Below are 5,849 nucleotides of genomic sequence, written 5' to 3' on the forward strand. Positions count from 1 at the left end.
CCTTCATCGCTCACGCGGCGTTGCTGCATCAGGCTTTCGCCCATTGTGCAATATTCCCCACTGCTGCCTCCCGTAGGAGTTTGGACCGTGTCTCAGTTCCAATGTGGCCGATCACCCTCTCAGGTCGGCTACTGATCGTCGCCTTGGTAAGCCGTTACCTTACCAACTAGCTAATCAGACGCGGGTCCATCCTGTACCGCAAAAGCTTTGATAAGAAAGCCATGCGACTCTCTCATGTTATCTCGTATTAGCATACCTTTCGGTATGTTATCCGTGTGTACAGGGCAGGTTACCCACGCGTTACTCACCCGTCCGCCGCTCTTTACCGAAGTAAATCGCTCGACTTGCATGTGTTAGGCACGCCGCCAGCGTTCATCCTGAGCCAGGATCAAACTCTCAAATAAAAGTTGTTACCTGCTCAGACTATCATTATCTGAATATCTGGCTTGGTTGTATTCGATTCTTTAAAGAATCATTAGTTATATAAATTAACCTACTGTTTAATTTTCAAAGTTCATTCCTTACAACTTCCTTAGTTTATCAAAGTAATTTTACTTTGTCAACTCTTTTCTGTTGTTTGTTTTTCTTGTTGTTTGCCTTTTTCTTAAGGACAAGTAATACTATATCACCTTAGTTTTATATGGTCAATACTTTTTTCAACATTTTTTTCATCTTAATTTTACTTTATATTTTATCATTTTATGTTATCCACATATTAACAACTTATTAACATTGAAATGTTAAGGTTCTAATTTTTTTATCCACAATACTAACATAATTATTAACATTTTTCTTTATAATATTTATTGTAAATAAAAAAAGCCATAGGCTAAAATTATATAATTTGGCCTATGACTTTTAAATTATTTAGCTTCACATAAATCTCTTTCGATATATTCTTCAGCTAATATTATTTTCTTTTCTTTTAATGTTTTTTTTACATCTATTATTCTTTGATTAGAAGAACCTCTAAATTTTAAAAATATGTCTTTTTTATCATTTTCAAATTTACCATCTACTAAAACATCTATATATTTCAATAAGTTTAGATTTTTAAATCTATTTGGATTCCTATCGTTTAAAAGTTCTTCAAATTTAAATCCTGTGTAACTCCATACATCTAAATTTTTGTCTTTTGCTTCTTTAGCAATTTCTTCTAATGCCTCAGGTTGTAAAAATGGTTCCCCTCCAGAGAGAGTTATTCCTCTTTGTAATTTTAATTTATTTAATTTATCAATTATTTCTTTTGTGTCTACTTCATAGCCTCCTCTTAGACTATGTGTTTGAGGATTATGACATTCTTCACAGTTATGAATACACCCTTGTGTCCATATAACCATCCTTAATCCTGGACCATCAACTATACTATCAAAAGTAATGGGTGCTGCTATTCTTATTTTCATAACCTATTCCCCTTTCATTACTTATGCTTTATTCTGTCACGAACTTCTGCTTGCTTAGCATTATTAAATCTATCTACAGTACCTACTAAATATCCTGTTATTCTTCTTATTCTTTCAAACTTTATACTACTGTCTTCTTCATTTCTTCCGCAATAAGGGCATATATTACCTTCTATAACCCCTGAAAAACCGCATACTGGATCTCTATCTACAGGGTGATTTATACTACCATACCCAATTCCTTCTTCTTTCATAGCTCTTATTATAGTTTCAAAAGCCTCTAAATTATCTGATGGATTGCCATCTAATTCTATATATGTTATATGTCCAGCATTAGTTAGGTTATGATATGGAGCTTCAAGTCTTATTTTATCAAAGGCACTTATCTTATAATATACTGGTATATGGAATGAATTAGTATAGTACTCTTTATCTGTTATACCCTTTATATCGCCATATATCTTTCTATCCATCTTAGTAAACCTTCCTGATAATCCTTCTGCTGGAGTTGCTATTAATGAGAAATTCAGTCCATACTCTTTACTTGCTTCATCCATCCTATTTCTCATATGCCCTATTATTTTTAAACCTAATTCTTGAGCTTCTTCACTTTCACCATGATGCTTTCCTATAAGGCCTATTAAACATTCAGCTAGACCTATAAATCCAACTGTTAATGTTCCTTGCTTTATTACATCTTTTAATTTATCTTCTGGTCCTAACTCTGAAGAACCTTTCCATACTCCTTGTCCCATTAAAAATGGGAAGTTTTTCATTTTTTTATTACCTTGTATTTCCATTCTCTCTAGCAATTGTTCTATTACTAAATTAATTTTCTCATCTAATTCTTCAAAAAATCCATCTATATCTACAACTTTTTTGCTTATTAATCCATGTTTAATCCCTAACCTTGGAAGATTTATAGTTGTGAATGATAGATTACCTCTTCCACTTACAGTTTCTTCACCACATTCATTTCCAAGTACTCTAGTTCTACATCCCATATATGTAGCTTCTGTTTCAGGATTTCCTTCTTCGTAATATTTTATATTGAAAGGAGCATCTAAAAAGCTAAAGTTAGGGAATAACCTTTTAGCAGATACCCTACATGCTAATTTAAATAAATCATAGTTTGGATCTCCTGGGTTTAAACTTATTCCTTCCTTAACTTTAAATATTAGAATTGGGAATATTGGCGTTTCACCATTTCCAAGTCCACTTTCAAGAGATAATAAAAGATTCTTAGTGACCATTCTACCTTCTTCAGTAACATCTGTCCCAAAGTTCACACTAGAAAAAGGCACTTGAGCACCTGCCCTAGAGTGCATAGTATTAAGATTGTGTATAAATGCTTCCATAGCTTGATAAGTTCTTCTATCTGTCTCTCTATAAGCTTCTGAATATGCAAATTTTTGTATATTCTCTACAAATGCTTCATCTAATCCTAATTTATCTATTAGCTCCCTAGTCTCTTCTTGTTTATATTCATCTCCTATTTTTATACTTAATTTAGTTTTAAGTCTATACTCGATATCATCTACTATACACTTTATTGCATCTGTCTTATCCTCAGATTTAAATAATTTAATAGCCTTTGACATATTATCTATATAAAACTTTTTAAAAGTCTTATATACACCTTCTGCTAGACCATAATCAAAGAAAGGTATACTTTGTCCACCATGTTGATCATTTTGATTACTTTGAATAGCTATAGCTGCTAATGCTGCATAACTTATTATATCGTTTGGCTCTCTTAAAAATCCGTGTCCTGTTGAGAATCCACCTTTAAATAACTTATTAATATCTATTTGACAACAAGTTAAAGTACCCATATTTAAGAAATCCATATCATGTATATGTATATCTCCATTATCATGAGCATATGAGTGCTCTGGCTTTATTACATGCGTTTTACAAAACTCTTTAGATACTGTACTTCCATATTGGAGCATAGTACCCATCGCAGTGTTTCCATCTATATTAGCATTCTCTCTTTTTATATCTGCATCATTTGCATCTTCAAAAGTTATCTCTTCAATAGATTTCATAAGTCTTGTTTTTGAATTTCTGATTCTACTTCTTTCTGTTCTATATATTATGTACTCTTCACTAGTTTTTGCATGACCTGTTTCTATTAACACTTTTACTACTGCATTTTGAATATCTTCTACTCCGGGAATTGAATTTATATACTTTTTATTCAATAACTTTATGACTTCTTGTGTTAATTCTTCCGCTATATTATAATCTGCTGATTTCCCATCTTGCTCAGCTATTTTACTTGCAGCTAAAAATATAGCTCTAGTTATCCTATCTGGGTTAAAAGGTATTATTCTTCCATCTCTTTTCTTAACATAATTTATCATTTTAAAACGCCCCCTAATTACTATATATTGTATTTATTCCATTATTTTTTACTACATATAGTGTTTAAACTTAAAAAAAATCCCCTTTAATCTTTTAAAGGGACTGTCTCGGTGTTTACTTAAATAGAGTAGCAAATTTAGAAATTTTAGTCAAACTAACCTAAAGCATTGAAATTGCTATGTGGATAATTTGAAGCTTAGTATTTGTAACATATACAAAAAAATATTATTTTTTTATTTTTTTGTAATTTATTCATATTTAATAATCTTATTCATATACTTACTACGACATAAAACTTGGAAAATCAAAATGTTATTACTTATGCTAAAGTTATAATTACAACTTTAGGTTATCCAATATAACCTAATACATTAGTAATTAATATAATTTATTTTATACTGTAAATAGTATAATATTATACATTAATTACTAATATATATATTTACTATATTAATCAATCAAATTCCTCTTTAATTTTAATTATTTGTAATATTAATTTATCAATATAATTTTCAAATATAATAGATTTTTTAATATTATAATAATTATATTTGAATATCAATTACACTTTTTTAGATATAATTAGTGCTTATACCTAATAAGTCAACTTTAATAAAGAAAGGAGATTTTATGTTATCTAAAAGATTAGAAACGTTAACGCCTTCCTATACTTTAGAGATAAGTTCTAAAATTAGGCAACTTAAAGATCTTAACTTAGAAGTAATAGATTTGAGTATAGGAGAGCCTAATTTCAACGTGCCTATTAGCGCTAAACTTTACGGAATAGAGTCATTAAATAACAATTATACTGGATATGACGCTGTAACTGGAATAAAGCCTTTAAAAGAAGAAATTTGTAAAAAACTTTTAAAAGAAAATAATTGTACATATTGTCCAGAAGATATAGTGGTATCTAGTGGTGCAAAACATTGCTTAACAAATACGCTGCTCGCCTTGACTAATCCAAATGATGAAGTGTTAATCCCTATACCATATTGGGTAAGCTATCCAGAGATTGTAAAAATAGTAAATGCAATTCCAGTGTTTATACACACATCTAAAGATAATTCTTTTAAAATAAAGGCCGAAGACTTATCTAGGTGTATAAGTAAAAATACTAAAGCTCTTATATTGAACAACCCAAATAACCCTACAGGAAGTATCTACACTAAAAATGAGTTAGAAGAGATAGTAGAGATTTGCTATAAAAATAATATATACATACTAGCTGATGAAATATATGAAAAAATATGTTATAAAGATAATTTTACATCAATAGCATCTATAAGTAATTTAGCTAAGGATATAACAATAACAATTAATGGCTTTTCAAAATCAACTAATATGACTGGTCTTAGATTAGGCTATACAGCATCTAATAGCTCTATAGCAAAAGCTATAAGTTCTATACAAGGTCATTCTGTATCACATCCTTGTATTACATCTCAATACATAGCCTATGGAGCTCTAAGGGAATGTAACTCAGATATAAATCAATTCGTAAATGAGTATAAATTAAGAAGAAAATTGATCTGTGCTAAACTAGATTCAATTAATAATATAAGCTATATAAAACCTTATGGTGCTTTTTATGTATTTATAGATATATCCAAACTAAAAAATACATTAAACTATAATGGAAGTTTTTCATTAGAATTTTGTAGTAAATTTTTAGATACTTATAATGTAGCTGTTGTTCCAGGAATAGCTTTTGGATTAGATGATTATATAAGAATTTCTTTTGCCTGTGATGAATCTGTTTTTTTGGAAGGTGTAGATAGACTTGATAAATTTATAAATTCTTTTTCTTAATCTAAATTCATTTAAACATTACACTTTAATAAAAAGTTTATAAACCATATTTAGATGTTAATAAAAATTTTATTGATTTAAAAATACAAAAGTATAGGTTTATTTAAACCTATACTTTTTATAAAATAAAAAAGATTACGTGGCTACGTCTTACTCTCCCAGGGGGTCGCCCCCCAAGTACCATCAGCGCTAAAGAGCTTAACTTCTGTGTTCGGTATGGGAACAGGTGTATCCTCTTTGCTATAATAACCACATAATCTTTAT

General features: G+C 29.7%; 3 protein-coding genes and 2 rRNA genes. 1 reads left to right on the plus strand and 4 read right to left on the minus strand.

Annotated elements, in window-relative coordinates:
- The 3 genes from I4U66_RS14440 to I4U66_RS14450 form a co-directional block, all read right to left on the minus strand.
- Positions 1–404: ribosomal RNA gene (locus I4U66_RS14440) — 16S ribosomal RNA — on the minus strand; the annotation flags it as partial.
- A 459-nt stretch (positions 405–863) separates the two neighbouring features.
- Positions 864–1,403: an anaerobic ribonucleoside-triphosphate reductase activating protein gene (gene nrdG / locus I4U66_RS14445; RefSeq protein WP_092921864.1), complete on the minus strand. Its 540-nt coding sequence runs from the start codon at positions 1,401–1,403 to the stop codon at positions 864–866.
- A gap of 17 nt (positions 1,404–1,420) precedes the next feature.
- Entirely contained in the window at positions 1,421–3,772 is a 2,352-nt protein-coding gene (locus I4U66_RS14450) for an anaerobic ribonucleoside triphosphate reductase (RefSeq protein WP_092921862.1), read from the minus strand.
- A gap of 631 nt (positions 3,773–4,403) precedes the next feature.
- On the opposite strand from I4U66_RS14450, the gene I4U66_RS14455 reads away from it, so the two are divergent.
- The gene (locus tag I4U66_RS14455) at positions 4,404–5,585 is read left to right on the plus strand and encodes a pyridoxal phosphate-dependent aminotransferase (RefSeq protein ID WP_195929306.1); all 1,182 of its coding nucleotides are present in this window, start codon (positions 4,404–4,406) and stop codon (positions 5,583–5,585) included.
- A 137-nt stretch (positions 5,586–5,722) separates the two neighbouring features.
- Here the strand turns inward: I4U66_RS14455 and rrf are convergent.
- Positions 5,723–5,839 (minus strand): 5S ribosomal RNA (rrf, locus tag I4U66_RS14460).
- Positions 5,840–5,849: the final 10 nt, after the last annotated feature.

The organism is Romboutsia sp. D33t1_170424_H2, assembly GCF_015669105.1.
GTDB lineage: Bacteria > Bacillota > Clostridia > Peptostreptococcales > Peptostreptococcaceae > Romboutsia_C > Romboutsia_C hominis.